The organism is Roseivivax sp. CAU 1753, assembly GCF_054482575.1.
The window spans coordinates 260080-276712 of sequence record NZ_JBTLRF010000004.1 but is presented as its reverse complement, the minus strand read 5'-3'; the positions used below and the strand labels follow the sequence as shown (position 1 = coordinate 276712).

The following is a 16633-nucleotide window of genomic DNA, read 5'->3' as shown; positions in this document are numbered from 1 at the left end:
GGGTCCATGTTCGTCCCCTTCTTTCAAAAGCTCCGCGATGCGGGCGTGCCGGTGTCCCTGCGCGAATACCTGACCTTTCTCGAGGCCATGCGCGCAGGCCTTGCCACCTATGACCCGGAGGCGTTCTACTACCTCGCGCGGTCGGCGATGGTGAAGGACGAACGCCACATCGACCGCTTCGACCGCGCCTTTGCCGCGGCGTTTTCCGGCCTTGACCAGATCAGCTTCGAGCAGGTTCTCGAAGCGGTCGATCTGCCCGCCGACTGGCTGGAAAAGATGGCCGAAAAGCACCTGTCTGCCGAGGATAAGGCCGAGATCGAGGCGCTCGGCGGATTTGACAAGCTGATGGAGACGCTGCGCGAGCGGCTGAAAGAGCAAGAGGGGCGGCACCAGGGCGGCAACAAGTGGATCGGCACGGCCGGCACCTCGCCCTTCGGCGCCTATGGCTACAACCCCGAGGGCGTGCGCATCGGTCAGAAGGAAAGCCGCCACCGCCGCGCGGTCAAGGTCTGGGACAAGCGCGAGTTCCGCGAATATGACGACAGCGTCGAGATCGGCACCCGCAACATCAAGGTGGCGCTGAAACGGCTGCGCAAATGGGCCCGCGACGGGGCCGCCGAAGAGTTGGACCTGCCCGGCACGATCCGCTCCACCGCCGAGCAGGGCTGGCTGGACGTCAAGACCCGGCCCGAACGGCGCAACGCGGTGAAGGTGCTGCTGTTTCTCGATGTCGGCGGGTCGATGGACGACCATGTGAAGGTTGTCGAAGAGCTTTTCTCGGCGGCGCGCGCGGAGTTCAAGCACCTCGAGCATTACTACTTTCACAACTGCCTCTACGAAGGCGTCTGGCGCGACAATCATCGGCGCTGGGACCAGCAGACCCCGACCCACGAGGTGCTGCGCACCTACGGCTCCGATTACAAATGCATCTTCGTCGGCGATGCGTCGATGAGCCCCTACGAGGTGGCGATGCCGGGCGGGGCGAACGAGCACTGGAACCAGGAGTCCGGCGAGACCTGGCTGACGCGCGCCCGACACCAGTGGCCCGACCATCTCTGGATCAATCCGGTGCCCGAAAAATACTGGGACTACACCCAATCCATCGGCATGATCCGCGCCTTGTTCGAGGATCGCATGGTGCCGATGACCCTGAGCGGCATCGATCGCGGCATGCGCAGCCTCGCCCGCTGAGCGCAGGCGGCGCAAACCGTGGCCGGACAGAGCTGCCAAAGTCGCCTCGGCGTATTTCCGCAGGCATGGCGGGCTGGGGCGGCACACACCCGGAGCGACGGTTGACCTGCCGGGTGAAAGCGGATTGAACTCTAGGCAGAAAACCGGTGCGTGCCGAAAAACACCGGCGAGAATCTGTCTTTTCCGGGGGAAAACAAATGCTTCGCACGGCTTCATGCGGCGTTCTGGGGGTTGTCCTGGCCGCGGCGACAGCGACCTCCGCCCTGGCCAAGGACACCACGATCCGGATCGGCACCGGAGGGGAAACGGGCGTCTACTACCCCACCGGAAGCGCCATCTGCCGTCTTGTGAACCGCAACACCGAAGATCATGGCGTGACCTGCCTCGTGGAAGCGACGGGCGGGTCGGTCTATAACCTCAAGGCGATCCGTGACGGCAGGCTCGACTTCGGCATCGCCCAGTCGGACTGGCAGTTCCACAGCCTGAACGGAACCTCGCGCTTTGAGGACGACATGCCGTTCGACGATCTGCGGGCGGTTTTTTCGCTGCACCCCGAGGCCTTCACCGTGGTCGCCCGCGCCGATTCCGACATCGCGACCTTCGAGGATCTGGCCGGCAAGCGCGTGAACATCGGCAATGCCGGGTCGGGATCGCGCGGCACCATGGAAACCCTGATGAGTGCCAAGGGCATGACGCTTGAGGATTTCGCGCTGGCCACCGAACTCAAGCCATCGCAACAGGTTCGCGCCGTGTGCGACAACGAGATCGATGCGATGGTCTTTGCGGTGGGACATCCCAGCGCCGCGATCCGGGCAGCGACGACCGAATGCGACACGCGGCTGGTCGATGTCTCGGGCCCCGAGGTCGCGGCGCTGATCTCGGACAATCCGTATTACCGGACGGCGACAATTCCGGGCGGCATGTATGACGGCAACCCGGACGATACCGCGACCTTCGGCGTCGGCGCGGCGCTGGTGACTTCGGCGGACGTTTCGCAGGACGTGGTCTACGTCGTGGTGAAAGCCGTGTTCGACAGCCTCGACAAGTTCCGCGAAATGCATCCTGCGCTGGAGATCCTGAAGGAAGACGAGATGAAATCCCAGGGGATGTCCGCCCCGGTCCACAAGGGGGCTCAGAAGTTCTACGCCGAGGACGAGCAAAGCTGAGCCGCGACGGTTGGAGCACGGATCGCCAGTGACCGGTTCTGCGACGGCCCGGGGCGGAAAGCGAACCGATTTTGGCGTGATTCGGGCGCGATCCCGGTGCCATCCCGGCGCCATCCCGGTGCGATGCGGACGATCGGACGGAACCCCGAAGCACCCGGAAGGGTTTGCTTACGAATCAATCTGCAAAACGAGGAACACATCATGACAATCCGCAAGTTCGGCACCGCGCATTGGGCCGGTGATCTGAAATCGGGCAAGGGCCAGGTTTCCACCGAGTCCGGCGTGCTCGACAACACACCTTACGGCTTCAACACCCGGTTCGAGGACAAGCCCGGCTCCAACCCCGAAGAACTGGTCGGCGCGGCGCATGCGGCGTGTTTCTCGATGGCGCTGTCGCTGATCCTGGGCGAGCACGACGCCACGGCCGATGCGATCGACACCAAGGCGACCGTCAGCCTCGAGCAGGATGGCGACGGGTTTTCGGTAACCCGGGTGCATCTGGACGTCACCGCCACCGTGCCCGGCATGGACGCGGATGCCTTCATGGAGGCGGCCAATGCGGCCAAGGAGGGCTGCCCGATCTCCAAGCTTTACAAGGGCGGCACCGCCGAGATCACCATGGACGCCAAACTCGCCTGATCCAGATCCTGAGTTGCGACACCGCAGCGCCCGGCCGTTTGGTCCGGGCGCTTTTCCTTTCGGCCCGGCCACCCCATATTCCAGAGATGATCAAGTTTACCCCGATCCTTCTGGCGCTGCTTTACGGCCTCGCGATGTACCACTTTTCGGCCTGGCGCACGGCGAAAGAGCTGAATGCGCGCTCGACCGAACTGGCGGACCCCCGGTTGCGCGGCATCCTGTCGCGTCTGGCAAAGGCGCTGGACGTGCCGCGGATTCGTGTCGACATCTACGAGATCGACCCGGTGAACGGGCTCGCGGCCCCGGATGGGCGCATTTTCATCACGCGGGGCTTTTACCGAAAATACCAGCAGGGCGAGGTTACCGGCGAGGAACTGGCCTCGGTCATCGCGCATGAGCTGGGCCATGTGGCGCTGGGCCATTCGCGCCGCCGGATGATCGACTTTTCCGGGCAGAACGCCCTGCGCACCGCCTTGGCCATGGTGCTGGGGCGGATCGTGCCCGGGGTCGGCGTCTGGATCGCGAACATGCTGGCAACGCTGCTTGCGGCGCGGCTGTCACGCTCGGACGAGTTCGAGGCGGATGCCTACGCCGCCGCGCTTCTGGCCAAATCCGGCATCGGGATCGGCCCGCAGAAATCGCTGTTCCACAAGCTCGAAGGGCTGACCGGTGCCCGCGGCGCCGCGATGCCCGCCTGGCTACTGAGCCATCCCAAGACCGAAGAACGGGTGGCCGCGCTTGAGGTGCTGGAAGCGCGCTGGTCAGGCGGCGGCGCCGGGTGAGCGACGGTGCGGGGGGGCCAGCCCCCCCTTCGCGCCGGTGGCGCGAATTCCCCCCCGGCGGTATTTGGGAAATGGAAAGGCGGCAGGGCACGCGTGGCCCCGCCCGTCGCCGGTCGGGCGTCTCTCAGGGGGCAGGCGCGGTCACGGTGAAAGCGGCCTCGGCCACGTCACGGCCGTTGACCTGAAGGATCACGCTGTGCGGTCCGGGATGCCATGTAAAGGTGGAGGCCGCCGGTTTCAGCGGGTGGTTTCTGGCGAGGGTGAGCGGTGCGCCGGGCTGCGCCGCCCCCTGCCCCAGTTTGAAAACCTTTTCGCCCGCGCGACCTGACGGGCGGTGAAAGCGGATGCGGTAGTCGACCAGCAGTTTGCCGGGGCGATCGGGCGCGATTTCGGCCGCGATCCGCAGCGCCGCGCCGATCGGCACCGGTTCGGGTGACAGGTCGAGCCGCGCGGTCAACGGCAGATCGGGATCGAAGCCCAGGTGTTCGAGGGCCAGGGGGTCCCCCCGCTTGACGGCTGATCGCAGCGCGTGGCGGGTCATCCAGTCAAGCTCGTCCGGGGTCTGGCGCCTTGCCGCGGCCCATGCATCGAGATGTGCGATGACACGGCGCAGGTCGGTTTTTGTCAGATCGTTCAGGTGGTTGGCCACAGAGCGCGTCACGTAGCGGGTCGGATCGGCGTGCAGCCTGTCGAGCAGCGGCAGGGTGCGGTCCGCGGGAAGGTCGATATGCGCGGCCCAGGGCAGCCGGGGCCGCGTGCCTTCGGAGACGAGGCGGCGGACGTGGTAATTCGCGTCCCCCGCCCAGATCGCAAGGCGGGCCAGGGTGGCGTCGGGCCACCGGTTCAGGAAGGGGCGGATGTAGAACTCCATCGAGAAGCGCTGCGTCGCAAGATAGAGCAGGTCGAGCGCACGGTCGCGATGCGTCTCGAGCCCGTGCCGCACCGCGAGAATGCCGGGCACGGCGTGAATGAACTGGCCGAAATCGTCATCGGCCTTCGCCGGGTCGAGCAGGGGCGGCATGGCGGCTTCCAGGGCCTCGGCCATGGCGGGAAAGTCGCGCGGCAACTGCGCCTCGAGACAGGTTGCGATCCATTCAAGCCGGGCCAGCAGCGTGCGCGTGCCGAACCCGGCCAGCGCCTCGGTCTCGAAGCGGTCCGCGTCGAAGCCCGGCAGGACGCTGTATTCGCGCCCCAGCTGCGCCAGGGTCCGCGCGTTGAACAGCTGATCGGCCAGCGAGAACCCCGCCCCGCCGCCGCGACCGTCCGGCCCGCGCGCCATCAGAGCGTGGCGTTCGTCGCGCCGCCATCGAGCAGCACGTTCTGGCCCACGATGAACCCCGCATGCTGCGAACAGAGAAAGGCGCAGGTCTGGCCGAACTCGGCCGCGGTGCCGTAGCGCCGCGCGGGGATGGTGGCGGCGCGGCGGGCACGGGCCTGGTCCATGGTCAGACCCTCGGCCTGCATGACCGCCCCGTCAAGCGCCGCGGCGCGGTCCGTGTCATGGATGCCCGGCAGCAGGTTGTTGATCGTCACGCCGTCCGGCGCCACCTGACGCGCGGTTCCCGCGACGAACCCCGTCAGGCCGGTGCGCGCGGCATTGGACAGGCCCAGCACGGCAATCGGTGCCTTGACCGATTGCGAGGTGATATTGACCACCCTGCCCCAGCCCCTGTCGATCATTCCGGGCAACGTGGCCTGCATGAGGGCGATGGGCGTCAGCATGTTGGCGTCGAGGGCCGCGATGAACGCGTCCCGGCTCCAGTCCGACCAGAGGCCCGGCGGCGGCCCGCCCGCATTGGTCACGAGGATGTCGACGAAGCCCGCCGCCTCCAGCACCGCGGCGCGCCCGTCGGGGTCGACGATATCGGCCGCGACGGTAGTGACCGACACCCCGTAGGCCGCCCGGATGGCGTCGGCGGTGGCGTCCAGCGCGTCGGCCCCGCGAGCGTTCAGTACCAGATCGACCCCCGCCTCGGCAAGGGCTTCGGCGCAACCGCGGCCCAGACCCTTCGATGACGCCGTGACCAGCGCGCGCTTGCCGCGAATACCCAGATCCATGTCTGACCGTCCTTTCCTGAGGCTGTCGAGAAATGACCTGTTCGACGGCCTTGTGATGCCATAATCGCCGTGCAGAGCGTATAGAGGCGGCACGGCCCTTCTGACCTCGAATACGAGAATGGAACGATGAACACCAGCGGCAGCCCCCGCTCGACCCAGTCCCTGACCGTCTACCGGGCAGAGCATTTTCGCGTGGCGAACGGGGCCAACCTGGGAGACGCGGTCAGTTTCGCCGAAGATCTCGCGCTGGACGACATCTATCGTCTGTCGCCCATTGCGGGCGAGGCGCAGCTGCGCGTGGTGGCGCGCCCGGGCGGGCCGTTTTCCATCGTCGCGGGCTCTGATGTGGGCCGCGACGGGGCCGACCTGCACCTCGATTGCGCGCTGACGCTGATGTCGGGCGATGGCCAGACCACGCAGGCAATCGTGCTGGTCGAGACCGATCGGGACGGCGATGTGCGCAGCCTTTACCTGTTGCCGCTGGCCCCGCTGGAACCGCGTCTCGACTATGCGCTGGTGGGCATCGACACCGAGGGGGCGCTGGCGACCTTCGCCCAGCTGGCCTGCGTGTCTTTCACCCGCGGCACGCTGATCACGCTGGCATCCGGCGAACAATGCCCGGTCGAAGCGTTGAAGGTGGGGGACCGGGTGCTGACGCGCGACGATGGTCCGCAGGCTATTCGCTGGATCGGTCAACGCACGACGCGGGCCGTGGGCGGCTTTGCTCCGGTTGTGATCCGGGCCGGAGCGTTGAACAATATCAATGACTTGATCGTCAGCCCGGATCACCGGCTGTTCATCTACCAGCGCCGCGACGAACTTGGCGCCGGGCGTGCCGAGATCCTGGTGAGGGCGCGGCATCTGGTCAATGGCGATTCGATCCGGATGTTGTCGGGTGGCTTCGTCGATTATTTCCAGATGCTGTTCGACCACCACCAGATCATCTTCGCCGAAGGGATCGCCGCCGAGTCGATGCTGGTCGACGACCGGACCCGGGCGATCCTGCCCAGCGAGTTTGACGGCGCGCTGGAGGCCATGCTGCCGGGTCATCGTGAAAGCGCGCATGGCGACCTTGAGGTTCACAAGGATCTGCTGACGCGCGGCGATGCCGCGGCGGTCCTGCGCAAGTCATCGGGCGGATAGTGAACCGGATGTTTGGTCGCGTTCGCACAAATCGTCGATCAACATGGGATATTTTCGCAAGGTGAAGCGGCCTTGCGATCCGTCATGACCGCAAAGCCGCAAAGCGCACCCTGACAGGTCACCCTTCGGTCAGTCCATGGTATAGTAGAACTCTTCGCGCACGATCTTGCCGTCCGCGACGTGGTAAATGCCCACTTCCTCCAACTGCATGCGATTGCCGCTGTCCTTGTCGGTGGCGTCGACGCGGAACATCACCGCAAAGCGATCGTCGCCGTGCAGGAAGGGCCCGGAGACGTCGTTGGAATGCACCTCCATCGCGTTGTCCCACCAGGCATGTTTGCCGCGAATACCGTCAAGGCCCGCGGTTTCGCGGCTGTCGGTGCCCGGCATGCACATCGCCTCGACCGAGACAGCGTCATCTGCGTAAAGCTTGCCGAGGTTTTCGCTCTCGCGCCCCTCGCGGCAACCCGCCACCAGTTCATTGCCGATGTCCTGCAATGTCATCTCGATCTTCCTTTTGCGTGTTCATGGAATGTTCACGTTACACGATGCAATGTGATTCGAGAATGAATAACGCAGTTCGATGACGACAGTGCAGGCGGAGGGGCGGGATCAGTGGTCGCGCAACGCAGCGATCAGGTCGTCTTTTGTCATGTCGGATCGGCCATCGATGCCGATTTCCCGCGCACGGGAGTAGAGATCATCCTTGGTCCATTCCTCATACGGCGGTTGCTTGCCGCCCTTCTCGGATGGCGACATCCCGTCGTTGGCCTTCGCATTGGCAATGCGGGCGGCCTTTTCCTTCGACATGCCGTCATCGCGCAGATCGTCATACAGCTTTTCGTTCTTGATGCTTGGGCGGGACATATTCTTCCTCCTGGTGTGGCGGTTCAACCCGGGGCCCTGCCGATGGGTTCCTTGCCAAGGGCGCCCCCCGCTTCTATGACGCGATCCATGTTGGACATCCCCAAAAACCGCCCCGCCCTGCCCGCCGAAATCGCGCGGCGGCGCACGTTCGCCATCATCTCGCATCCCGATGCGGGCAAGACGACGCTGACCGAAAAATTTCTGCTGTTCGGCGGCGCGATCCAGATGGCCGGACAGGTGCGCGCCAAGGGCGAAGCGCGGCGCACACGGTCGGACTTCATGCAGATGGAGAAGGATCGCGGCATCTCGGTGTCGGCCTCGGCGATGTCGTTCGACTACAAGAACTTCCGCTACAACCTCGTGGATACACCGGGCCATTCCGACTTTTCGGAAGACACCTATCGCACGCTGACGGCGGTCGATTCCGCGATCATGGTTATCGATGGTGCGAAGGGCGTCGAAAGCCAGACGCAAAAGCTGTTCGAGGTCTGTCGCATGCGCGACCTTCCGATCCTGACGTTCTGCAACAAGATGGACCGTGAAAGCCGGGATACCTTCGAGATAATCGACGAGATCCAGGAAAACCTGGCCATTGATGTGACACCCGCCTCCTGGCCCATCGGCTCGGGCCGCGATTTTGTCGGTGCCTACGACATGCTGCGGGACCGGCTGGAAATCATGGATCGCGCCGACCGGAACAAGGTCGCGGCCTCCATTCAAATCAGCGGACTGGACGATCCGAAACTGGCCGAGCATGTGCCCGGGCCCCTGCTGGAACAGCTGCGCGAAGAGGTCGAGATGGCCCGCGCCTTGCTGCCAGCGCTTGATCCACAGGCCGTCGCGGAAGGGCATATGACGCCGATCTGGTTCGGTTCGGCGATCAATTCGTTTGGCGTGAAAGAGCTGATGGATGGCATCGGCGCGCTGGCACCCGAACCGCAACCGACGGCGGCCGAACCCCGTCAGATCGCCCCCGAAGAGCCGAAGGTCGCGGGCTTCGTCTTCAAGGTGCAAGCCAACATGGACCCCAAGCACCGCGACCGGGTGGCCTTCGTGCGCCTGTCGTCGGGCCATTTCGAACGTGGTATGAAACTGACGCACGTGCGCACCAAGAAACCCATGGCGATCTCGAACCCGGTGCTGTTTCTGGCCTCGGACCGCGAGCTTGCCGAAGAGGCCTGGGCCGGCGACATCATAGGTATCCCGAACCATGGCCAGTTGCGGATCGGCGATACCCTGACCGAAGGCGAGGCGATCAAGGTCACCGGCATCCCGTCCTTTGCGCCCGAGTTGCTGCAAACCGCCCGCGCGGGCGATCCGCTCAAGGCAAAGCACCTTGAGAAGGCCCTGATGCAATTCGCCGAAGAAGGGGCGGCCAAGGTGTTCAAACCCAATATCGGCTCCGGCTTCATCGTGGGCGTCGTGGGACCGTTGCAATTCGAAGTGCTTGGCAGCCGCATCGAGCTGGAATACGGGCTGCCGGTTCGGTTCGAGGCGTCGCAATTCACATCCGCGCGCTGGGTTCATGGCGACCGGCAGGCGGTCGACGCGTTCGTCGCGGCCAACCCCCAGCACATCGCGCGCGACAATGATGGTGACATCGTCTATCTGACCCGATTGCAATGGGATATCGACCGCGTCGTGCGGGACTACCCCGACATCACCCTGTCGGCGACGAAGGAAATGATGGTCTGAGCCGACCGGACGGCAGGGCCTGCCGCCGGTTTTACGCGTTGCAGCCTTGTTCTGGCCGCGAAGGTGCGCCACGTTTTCGTCATGGCCAATTCGTCGCGCAACAGTTCCAGCTATCCCGGCGGTATGGAAGCCGTGCTGACCCAGATGGAGGGGCGGCGCGACCCGATCGGCTATGCCGAGGGCGAGGCGCTGCCACCGCTCGACCTCGACCTTGCCCGCCTGAAAACCGCCATGGTGACCGACCCCGCGGACGACCCCGATGAAGCGCCGCCCTTCCGGTCGACCTACCACCGCAAGCGCTTTGCGTTGCGTCAGGAATTCGCGGGGCGCAGCGAACTGGCCTTCCTGCATGGTCTGCTGATCGCGCATCTGCGCAAACGTACCTTTCCCGACCACACGCCCGCGCTGTTCCGCAGGCTCTGGACCGAAGAGGCAACGTTCCTGATGGACGCGCTCGATCCGCGGTGGCAGGTCTCGGCAATCACGACCTTTGGCGACCATGGCGCAACCGCAGGCGAGCGGGCGGTGGGACTGGCCATGTCGACCTTGTTCGGGGCCATGAAACTCTATGAAAGCGAACGGCTTTTTTCCGGAATCCCGCCGGAGAAGCCCTTTGCGCTGGACAACAGGATCAGGGCAGATCTGCCGCTCGAGATGGATCCCTACGCGCTGGGGTCGGGCGGTCTGGATGTGAACATGCTGGGCCGTCTCTGGCAGGAGGCGGAGGACGAGCCGGTGATCCGCCCGCTCGCCCATGGCTTGATCGAAGCAATCATAGACGACCCGGCCACCATCTTCCGCAGGCTGCACCGGATGAAGATCCGCAAGGCCCGGCGCGCCAAATCGCCGGAAAAGCCGCGTCCGGCGCAAAACCCCGCACCGGTTCCGCCCGGCAGGTCCGCGCGCAAGGCGGTCGCGTTGCGGTGGGGCGTGGTGGCGACGATCCGTGCAGAGACCGAGGACATCTTGCGATTTGCCGCGCACCATCTGGATCTGGGCGCGCACGCCTTGCACATTTACCTTGATGAGCCGCAGGAAGAGGCGTGCGCAATCCTGTCCCGGGATCCGCGCGTGTCCGTCATGACCTGCGACGCGGCATATTGGGCCGCATCCGGCAAGCCGCGCATGGCCGCCCACCAACTGCGTCAGGTCTTCAACGCGACCCGAAGCCTGCGCCAGACCGCTGGCGACCTCGACTGGCTTGCGCATATCGACGTCGACGAATTTCTATTGCCCGACCGACCCGTCGCAGACCTGTTGGCGGGCGTTGCCCCGGACGCCGCGCTTGCGCATCTGGCCCCGGTCGAGGCGTTGGCGGTCCCGCACGGGCAGATGCCGCGGGCCTTCAAGAAGACCCACTCGACCGCCGGTGTGAAAAAAGCCCGGGTTCAGGACATCTACCCGACCTTCGGAATGCACCTGTACGGCGGATTTCTGAGCCACTCCTCGGGCAAGATCTTTGCGCGAACGGGCATTCCTGACACACGGCTGGGCATCCATACATTGAAATACAAAGGTGCGGATGTGTCCAACAAGGCCAAGCTCGACGGCTGCCTTCTGGCGCATTTGCACGCGCCGACCTGGGAAACCTTCGTCAGGGACCTGCCGTTTCGCAAAAGCGTCGGATCCTACGCCAAGCAAAGCGAACGGCCTGACCGATTGGGCGTGGCCGACATCCTGGGCTATCTCGAGGCCGAGGAAGGCGAGGCCGGGATCCGGGCGTTTTTCGACGAGGTCTGTCGCGACACCCCGGATCTGCGGCGCAGGCTGGAGGCGCATGGCATGCTGGTCGAACATGACCTCGATCTCGACGCGTCCGTGGCGCGGGTATTCCGGGGGCGCGCGGCATGAGCAGGTGGGGGATCGTTTCGACGATCAAGGCCCCGCTGCCCCGCATCCTCGAATTCGCCGCCTGGCATCTGGAGGAGGGCGCAGAGAGGATCTTCGTTTATCTTGACGACGGGGACGCCGCGGCGATGCGCGCCCTGTCACGGCACCCCAAACTGCGGGTGGTCGAAACCGATGCCGCCTATTGGGACGGCAAGGGCGGGCGACCGGACAAGCACCAGAACCGCCAGTGCCGCAATGCAAGGCACGCGAATAATCGCAAGACGGAAGTGGACTGGCTTGCCCATATCGATGTCGATGAATTTCTGCTGTGCAGGGGTGGGATCGCGGCGTCGCTCGACAGGCTGCCGCCTGAATGCCTGTGTGCGCGGGTGCGCCCGATCGAGGCGCTGGCACCGGTCGAAACCCCTGGAATATCAAAGCTGTTCAAGGCATTTCATCTTGATCAGGCAAAGCGGAACGCCGCCGCCGAAAGGGTCTTCGGGCCCTGGGCGCAACATCTTTCCGGCGGATTTCTGAGCCATGTGGCGGGCAAGCTGTTCTTCAGGCCAGGGACGAAGGGTTTGCAGATTCGCATCCATAATGTGATTCTGGACGGTCAGCAGAATCCCGGCGAAAGGGCCTTGACCGATATCGAGCTTGGGCATTTCCACGCCGCATCCTGGGAGTCGTTCCGCGCGGCCTACAGGTTCCGGCTGGACCGCGGGTCGTATCGGGACGCCTTGAACCCGCAGGCCCGATCCCAGGGTGCGCTCAAGCTGTTCGACCTGTTCCGCCAGATCGAATCGGCACAGGGCGAGGATGGGTTGCGCGCCTTTTACGATGCCGTGGCAACGGCTTCGCCGACGCTGGTGGCCGATCTGGAGGCCGAGGGATTGCTGCGCCGCTATCCGATGGACCTGCCGAGGCTCGTGCAGCGGCATTTCCCCGCCTGCTGAGACCGTTACGGGACAGGGTCAGGCGGGCTTTATTGACGCGGCAACGGCTTTCGGCTAAGAGGCAAACGTCGCGCGAAGAGGTTTTCGCGCCCCGGCCCAGCGTTCGGTCGGACAGAAGCAGACGCACGGGCCTGAACGTGTCCGTGAATATCGGATACACATGACCAAATTTACCGATCTAAATCTCGGCCCCAAGGTGCTGAAAGCTGTCACGGAAGCGGGCTACGAGACGCCCACCCCCATCCAGGCCGGTGCGATCCCGCCCGCGCTGGAGGGCCGCGATGTTCTGGGCATTGCCCAGACCGGCACCGGCAAGACGGCGTCCTTCACGCTGCCCATGATCACCAAGCTGGCCCGTGGGCGTGCTCGTGCACGTATGCCGCGCAGCCTCGTGCTTTGCCCCACCCGCGAACTTGCGGCACAGGTGGCCGAGAACTTCGAAACCTATTCCAAGCACGTCAAGCTGACCAAGGCGCTGCTGATCGGCGGCGTCTCGTTCAAGGAACAGGACCAGCTGATCGACAAGGGCGTGGACGTCCTGATCGCGACACCCGGACGCCTGCTTGACCATTTCGAGCGCGGCAAGCTGTTGCTGACCGGCATCGAGATTATGGTCGTCGATGAGGCCGACCGGATGCTCGACATGGGCTTCATTCCGGATATCGAGCGGATCTTCTCGCTCACGCCCTTTACCCGGCAGACGCTGTTCTTCTCGGCCACCATGGCCCCCGAGATCGAGCGGATCACCAACACCTTCCTGTCGAACCCCGCACGGATCGAGGTGTCGCGTCAGGCCACCGCCTCGGAGACGATCGAACAGGGCGTGCTGATGCTTCACCCGACGCGCCGCGACCGCACCGACAGCGAAAAACGCAGCGCGATGCGCGCGGTCATCGACGCGGAAGGCGACAAGCTGACCAACGCGATCATCTTCTGCAATCGCAAGGTCGATGTGGATATCGTTTCGAAATCGTTGAAGAAATACGGCTACGACGCCGCGCCGATCCACGGCGATCTGGAACAGTCGCAGCGCACGCGCACCCTAGACGGTTTCCGCGCGGGCGAGCTGAAGATCCTCGTGGCGTCCGACGTGGCGGCGCGCGGTCTTGACGTGCCGTCGGTCAGCCATGTGTTCAACTACGACGTGCCCAGCCATGCGGAGGACTACGTCCACCGTATCGGGCGGACGGGCCGCGCGGGCCGCGACGGCAAGGCGATCACGCTGTGCACCCCGCGCGACGAAAAGAACCTGGAGGCGGTCGAGCGTCTGCTCGGCAAGACGATCCCGAAGCTGGCGAACCCCGCGGGCGAGGCTCCTGAAAAGGCCGCCGACGCCGCGCCCGAGACCAAATCCGCGACAAGCGACGACAAGCCCAAGCGCGCGCGCCGCAGCCGCAGCAAGAAGGACGACGTCGCGCCCGAGGCCAAGGCGGATGCACCCGCGACCGGCACGTCTGTTGCCGAGGCGGTCGAGGTGTTGCCGGTAGCCCGGGATGCGGCAGAAACGGGTGCCGCCCCGGCGGCCCCGGTCGCAGATGCGGCCACCCCGCGCGACCCGGCACCGGGCGCGGACAAATCGCAGGCCAACGCGTCGCAAGATGCCAAGGCCACGCGCGGCGGGCGCGACAACGACAAGTCGCGCGGTCGGCGTGGCGGCGGCAACGCGGGCCGGGGCGGGCGCGACGACAACAACAAGGTTGTCGGCATGGGCGACCACATGCCCACCTTCATCGCCATGAGCCTGGAAGAGCGGATGGCGGGCTGAGCAACTGCCGCCGGCTCCACCGCAAGGATACAATCGGAAAAGGCCGCCCCCGGGGGCGGCCTTTGTCGTTGCCGGGGTCCAGCCCGGGTCAGCTCAGGCGGCTGATCACCACCGTCACTTCCGGCTTCTTGCCGATTTCGTTCTGCGCGGCACTGCGAACCGTGCGACGCAACCCATCTTCAAGGGCCTTGTCATCGGACAGCACCTTCGCCTTGGCTCGCTCGACGAACTGGCCAAGCTCTTCCTCCAGCGCGGCATCCAGCGACTGGCGGCTGCGACCGGTTTCGGACAGGCCCATGATGTCGCACCATGGCTCGCCCAGCGGCTTGTCGTCTTCGTCCAGAACCAGCGTCACGGTGACATGCCCGTTCAGCGCCATGCGGATGCGGTCGCGCACCACGCCGTCCATGGCGCCGACCTTGACCGAGCCATCCAGATAGACGCGGCCGGTCTCGACGAAGTCGCACGGCTTGCCGGTCGACAGGTCGATCATCGTGCCATTCGGCGCAAGCGCGCCCTTGCGACCCATGCTTTCGGCAAGTTTCACATGGGTGCGCAGGTGCCGGTGCTCACCGTGCATCGGGATGACGAGGTCGGCGTTGGTGATCCGGTGCATCGCCACCAGATCGGGGCGGTTGGCGTGACCCGAGACGTGATAGCGCCCGGAGCTGTCATCGACCACGTCCACGCCCTTTTCCGAGAGCTGGTTCATGATGCGGATGACGCCCTTCTCGTTGCCCGGAATGGTCTTGGACGAGAACAGGAACAGATCGCCGTCCTTCAGCTCGATGCCGAAATGCTTGCCCCGCGCCAGCTGCGCCGATGCCGCCCGGCGTTCGCCCTGGCTGCCGGTGACGATCAGCATCAGGCTGTCGCGCGGCACATCGCCCGCGTTCTCGATCGGCACCGTGGTGGGAAACCCTGTCAGCACACCGGTCTCGACGCCCGCCTCGACCATGCGCCGCATGGCCCGCCCCATCAGCACGATGGATCGCCCTGCCCGTTCGCCGGCCTCGGCCAGCGTCTTGAGACGCGCCACGTTGGAGGCGAAGGTGGTGGCGACGACCATGCTTTTCGCATCGAGCAGCAACTTCTCGATCTCGGGGCCGACGGTGGCTTCGGAGCGGCCTTCATGCTCGGAGAAGACATTGGTCGAATCGCAGACCAGGGCGATGACGCCATCGGCGCTGATCTTTTCCCACATGGCGCGGTCGAACGGCTCGCCGACCACCGGGGTCACGTCGATCTTGAAGTCGCCGGAATGCACGACCCGGCCCAGCGGCGTGTCGATCACCATGGACGAGCTTTCCGGGATCGAGTGCGAGATCGGCGCGAAGCCAACGTTGAACGGGCCCGCCGCCTGTTGCACCGGCCAGGGTGCCTGGGTCTTGACGATCTCGGGGTTGAGGCCGCGTTCGTCGAACTTGCGCCGCGCGATATTCGCGGTGAAAGCACGGGCATAGACCGGCGCGCCCAGATCTTCCCAGAAATGCGAGATCGCGCCCACATGGTCTTCGTGGGCATGGGTAATGAAGATCGCCTCGATCCGGTCGCGACGGGCCTTCAGCCAGCTCACGTCCGGAAAGATCAGATCGACACCGGGCGAGGTGTCCATATCCGGAAAGGTGACGCCCAGATCGACGACGATCAGTCGCTCCTGATCCGGCTCACCATAGCCATAGACATAACAATTCATGCCAATTTCACCCGCGCCGCCAAGCGCGAGGTAGATCAAGCGTTTACCGCTCATGAGAGGGTTCCCTCGGTTTTGTTGTAATTGTGGATCACGGTCAGCCCGTGCATCGTAAGATCGTCTTTCCAGTCGTCAAATAGCGCTTCGGATTGTTGAAACAACGAGGCAAGCCCGCCGGTGGCGATAATCTTCATGTCGCGGTCGCGTTCTTCCTTGATGCGGGCACAGACCTCGCGGATGACGCCGACATATCCAAAGAAGATGCCCGATTGCATGCAGGCAACGGTGTTGGTGCCCACAACCGTCTGCGGGCGCGTGATGTCGACATGCGGCAAGGCGGCGGCGGCCTCGTGCAGGGCCTGCAGTGACAGGTTCACCCCCGGCGCGATCACACCACCGACATAGGCACCGTCGGTATCGACCACGTCGAAGGTGGTCGCGGTGCCGAAATCGACGACGATCAGGTCGCCGCCGTAAAGATCGAAGCCCGCGACCGAGTTGACCAGCCGGTCCGGCCCGACGGCGGTGCCGGCATCCACCCGCACGTCGATGGGCAGCATGCAATCGGGCTTGCCCACCACGAGGGGCCGCGTATTGAAATAGCGATCCGCAAGCACCCGCAGGTTGAACACCACGCGCGGCACCGTGGTCGAGACGATCATGTCGGTGATCCGGGCCTCGATACCACGCAGTTTCATCAGCGTCGACAGCCAGACGTAATACTGGTCGGCGGTGCGCTGGTGTTCGGTCGCGGTGCGCCAGGTGGCGATGAACTCTGCCCCGTCCCAGATCGAGAAGACGGTGTTGGTGTTGCCGCAATCGACTGCAAGTAGCATGGCGGCGCCTCC

At 64.8% G+C, this 16633-nt stretch carries 15 protein-coding genes; 9 read left to right on the top strand and 6 right to left on the bottom strand.

The features are described 5' to 3' along the window. Positions 1-6: 6 nt before the first annotated feature. From ACXYMN_RS11115 to ACXYMN_RS11100, 4 genes are all read left to right on the top strand, one after another. Entirely contained in the window at positions 7-1191 is a 1185-nt protein-coding gene (locus tag ACXYMN_RS11115; protein WP_459013704.1) for a vWA domain-containing protein, read from the top strand. A 197-nt stretch (positions 1192-1388) separates the two neighbouring features. After that, a complete protein-coding gene (locus ACXYMN_RS11110) occupies positions 1389-2357 on the top strand; it encodes a TAXI family TRAP transporter solute-binding subunit (protein ID WP_459013703.1) in 969 nt (322 codons plus the stop codon). Between the two features lie 201 nt (positions 2358-2558). After that, a complete protein-coding gene (locus tag ACXYMN_RS11105; RefSeq protein WP_459013702.1) occupies positions 2559-2996 on the top strand; it encodes an OsmC family protein in 438 nt (145 codons plus the stop codon). An 86-nt stretch (positions 2997-3082) separates the two neighbouring features. Further along, positions 3083-3778, top strand: coding sequence for a M48 family metalloprotease (locus ACXYMN_RS11100; protein ID WP_459013701.1), 696 nt, complete (start codon positions 3083-3085; stop codon positions 3776-3778). Positions 3779-3902: 124 nt separating this feature from the next. Here the strand turns inward: ACXYMN_RS11100 and ACXYMN_RS11095 are convergent, their stop codons facing one another. After that, a complete protein-coding gene (locus ACXYMN_RS11095; RefSeq protein WP_459013700.1) occupies positions 3903-5057 on the bottom strand; it encodes a hypothetical protein in 1155 nt (384 codons plus the stop codon). Continuing rightward, on the bottom strand, positions 5057-5836 hold the full coding sequence (locus ACXYMN_RS11090) for an SDR family oxidoreductase (protein WP_459013699.1): 780 nt from the start codon (positions 5834-5836) through the stop codon (positions 5057-5059). Before ACXYMN_RS11090 ends, ACXYMN_RS11095 begins: the two co-directional genes overlap by 1 nt. Positions 5837-5962: 126 nt before the next feature. Here ACXYMN_RS11090 and ACXYMN_RS11085 point away from each other — a divergent pair, with 126 nt between their 5' ends. Beyond that, positions 5963-6979 carry a Hint domain-containing protein gene (locus tag ACXYMN_RS11085; protein ID WP_459013698.1) on the top strand — a complete coding sequence of 339 codons (1017 nt, stop codon included), beginning with the start codon at positions 5963-5965 and terminating at the stop codon, positions 6977-6979. Between the two features lie 129 nt (positions 6980-7108). Here ACXYMN_RS11085 and ACXYMN_RS11080 read toward each other — a convergent pair whose 3' ends face one another. Then, on the bottom strand, positions 7109-7483 hold the full coding sequence (locus ACXYMN_RS11080; protein ID WP_459013697.1) for a SnoaL-like domain-containing protein: 375 nt from the start codon (positions 7481-7483) through the stop codon (positions 7109-7111). Positions 7484-7591: 108 nt separating this feature from the next. Further along, complete coding sequence (locus tag ACXYMN_RS11075) at positions 7592-7846, bottom strand: DUF7218 family protein (RefSeq protein ID WP_459013696.1); 255 nt, start codon at positions 7844-7846, stop codon at positions 7592-7594. Between the two features lie 87 nt (positions 7847-7933). On the opposite strand from ACXYMN_RS11075, the gene ACXYMN_RS11070 reads away from it, so the two are divergent. From ACXYMN_RS11070 to ACXYMN_RS11055, 4 genes are all read left to right on the top strand, one after another. Then, the gene (locus ACXYMN_RS11070) at positions 7934-9541 is read left to right on the top strand and encodes a peptide chain release factor 3 (RefSeq protein WP_459013695.1); all 1608 of its coding nucleotides are present in this window, start codon (positions 7934-7936) and stop codon (positions 9539-9541) included. 63 nt (positions 9542-9604) lie between these two features. Next, a complete protein-coding gene (locus ACXYMN_RS11065) occupies positions 9605-11392 on the top strand; it encodes a glycosyltransferase family 2 protein (protein ID WP_459013693.1) in 1788 nt (595 codons plus the stop codon). Then, complete coding sequence (locus ACXYMN_RS11060) at positions 11389-12327, top strand: glycosyltransferase family 2 protein (protein WP_459013692.1); 939 nt, start codon at positions 11389-11391, stop codon at positions 12325-12327. The genes ACXYMN_RS11065 and ACXYMN_RS11060 overlap by 4 nt, the downstream gene beginning before the upstream one ends. A 160-nt stretch (positions 12328-12487) precedes the next feature. Beyond that, a complete protein-coding gene (locus ACXYMN_RS11055) occupies positions 12488-14092 on the top strand; it encodes a DEAD/DEAH box helicase (RefSeq protein WP_459013691.1) in 1605 nt (534 codons plus the stop codon). A gap of 88 nt (positions 14093-14180) precedes the next feature. Here the strand turns inward: ACXYMN_RS11055 and ACXYMN_RS11050 are convergent, their stop codons facing one another. Then, on the bottom strand, positions 14181-15842 hold the full coding sequence (locus tag ACXYMN_RS11050; RefSeq protein WP_459013690.1) for a ribonuclease J: 1662 nt from the start codon (positions 15840-15842) through the stop codon (positions 14181-14183). After that, the gene (locus ACXYMN_RS11045; protein WP_459013689.1) at positions 15839-16621 is read right to left on the bottom strand and encodes a type III pantothenate kinase; all 783 of its coding nucleotides are present in this window, start codon (positions 16619-16621) and stop codon (positions 15839-15841) included. Before ACXYMN_RS11045 ends, ACXYMN_RS11050 begins: the two co-directional genes overlap by 4 nt. Positions 16622-16633 lie beyond the last annotated feature (12 nt).

What these genes read in the sequence shown, in the direction of transcription:
- ACXYMN_RS11115 (WP_459013704.1), top strand. Translation starts at nt 7, where the DNA reads ATGTTCGTCCCCTTCTTTCAAAAGCTCCGCGATGCGGGCGTGCCGGTG.
- ACXYMN_RS11110 (WP_459013703.1), top strand. Translation starts at nt 1,389, where the DNA reads ATGCTTCGCACGGCTTCATGCGGCGTTCTGGGGGTTGTCCTGGCCGCG.
- ACXYMN_RS11105 (WP_459013702.1), top strand. Translation starts at nt 2,559, where the DNA reads ATGACAATCCGCAAGTTCGGCACCGCGCATTGGGCCGGTGATCTGAAA.
- ACXYMN_RS11100 (WP_459013701.1), top strand. Translation starts at nt 3,083, where the DNA reads ATGATCAAGTTTACCCCGATCCTTCTGGCGCTGCTTTACGGCCTCGCG.
- ACXYMN_RS11095 (WP_459013700.1), bottom strand. Translation starts at nt 5,057, where the DNA reads ATGGCGCGCGGGCCGGACGGTCGCGGCGGCGGGGCGGGGTTCTCGCTG.
- ACXYMN_RS11090 (WP_459013699.1), bottom strand. Translation starts at nt 5,836, where the DNA reads ATGGATCTGGGTATTCGCGGCAAGCGCGCGCTGGTCACGGCGTCATCG.
- ACXYMN_RS11085 (WP_459013698.1), top strand. Translation starts at nt 5,963, where the DNA reads ATGAACACCAGCGGCAGCCCCCGCTCGACCCAGTCCCTGACCGTCTAC.
- ACXYMN_RS11080 (WP_459013697.1), bottom strand. Translation starts at nt 7,483, where the DNA reads ATGACATTGCAGGACATCGGCAATGAACTGGTGGCGGGTTGCCGCGAG.
- ACXYMN_RS11075 (WP_459013696.1), bottom strand. Translation starts at nt 7,846, where the DNA reads ATGTCCCGCCCAAGCATCAAGAACGAAAAGCTGTATGACGATCTGCGC.
- ACXYMN_RS11070 (WP_459013695.1), top strand. Translation starts at nt 7,934, where the DNA reads ATGTTGGACATCCCCAAAAACCGCCCCGCCCTGCCCGCCGAAATCGCG.
- ACXYMN_RS11060 (WP_459013692.1), top strand. Translation starts at nt 11,389, where the DNA reads ATGAGCAGGTGGGGGATCGTTTCGACGATCAAGGCCCCGCTGCCCCGC.
- ACXYMN_RS11055 (WP_459013691.1), top strand. Translation starts at nt 12,488, where the DNA reads ATGACCAAATTTACCGATCTAAATCTCGGCCCCAAGGTGCTGAAAGCT.
- ACXYMN_RS11050 (WP_459013690.1), bottom strand. Translation starts at nt 15,842, where the DNA reads ATGAGCGGTAAACGCTTGATCTACCTCGCGCTTGGCGGCGCGGGTGAA.
- ACXYMN_RS11045 (WP_459013689.1), bottom strand. Translation starts at nt 16,621, where the DNA reads ATGCTACTTGCAGTCGATTGCGGCAACACCAACACCGTCTTCTCGATC.